This is a genomic window from Pseudomonas sp. B2021, from assembly GCF_018135665.1.
Taxonomy (GTDB): Bacteria; Pseudomonadota; Gammaproteobacteria; order Pseudomonadales; family Pseudomonadaceae; genus Aquipseudomonas; species Aquipseudomonas lactis.
The window spans coordinates 1-951 of sequence record NZ_SMOF01000022.1 but is presented as its reverse complement, the minus strand read 5'-3'; the positions used below and the strand labels follow the sequence as shown (position 1 = coordinate 951).

1 protein-coding gene is annotated in these 951 nt (G+C 61.6%); it reads left to right on the top strand.

Annotated features, from left to right (window positions below; all coding sequences use genetic code 11):
• Nucleotides 1-36: 36 nt before the first annotated feature.
• On the top strand, nucleotides 37-951 hold a 915-nt coding region (locus E1K68_RS27495), incomplete at its 3' end, for a ribonucleotide-diphosphate reductase subunit beta (RefSeq protein WP_212614957.1).

Here is a 951-nt window from a genome sequence, read left to right as displayed (position 1 = left end):
AAAGGCGCCAACGCCGGCCACGCCACCGAAGCCAACATGGACCGCCTCGACGGTGCCGGCGCCGCTGCCGCCGTGGAAGCCCGCGCCGTCACCGCCAACGACTCTGCCGCCATCGTGCGCGCCAAGGCCGCCCTGGACAAACTCGACGTCGCCGAAGGCCTCGCCGAGCTGGAAGGCGCCTCCGCCCGCGTCGCCGTTGACGAAAAGCGCATGATCAACTGCCGCGCCGACCTCAACCAACTTGTGCCCTTCAAGTACGACTGGGCCTGGCAGAAGTACCTCGACGGCTGCGCCAACCACTGGATGCCGCAAGAGGTCAACATGACCGCCGACATCGCGCTGTGGAAAAACCCCGAAGGCCTGACCGACGACGAACGCCGCATCGTCATGCGCAACCTGGGCTTCTTCTCCACCGCCGACTCCCTGGTGGCCAACAACCTGGTACTGGCCGTGTACCGCCTGATCACCAACCCGGAGTGCCGCCAGTACATCCTGCGCCAGGCCTTCGAAGAAGCGATCCACACCCACGCCTACCAGTACTGCATCGAATCGCTGGCCATGGATGAAGGCGAGATCTTCAACATGTACCACGAGATTCCATCGGTGGCCAAAAAGGCCGCCTGGGGCCTGAAATACACCCGCTCGATCTCCGATCCAAAGTTCGAAACCGGCACCGTCGACACCGACAAAGAACTGCTGCGCAACCTGGTCGCCTACTACTGCGTGCTGGAAGGCATCTTCTTCTACTGCGGCTTCACCCAGATCCTGTCCATGGGCCGCCGCAACAAAATGACCGGCGTGGCCGAGCAGTTCCAGTACATCCTGCGCGATGAGTCGATGCACCTGAACTTCGGTATCGACGTGATCAACCAGATCAAAATCGAAAACCCGCACTTGTGGGATGCCGAGATGAAGGAAGAAGCGACCCAGATGATTCTGCAGGGTACGCAG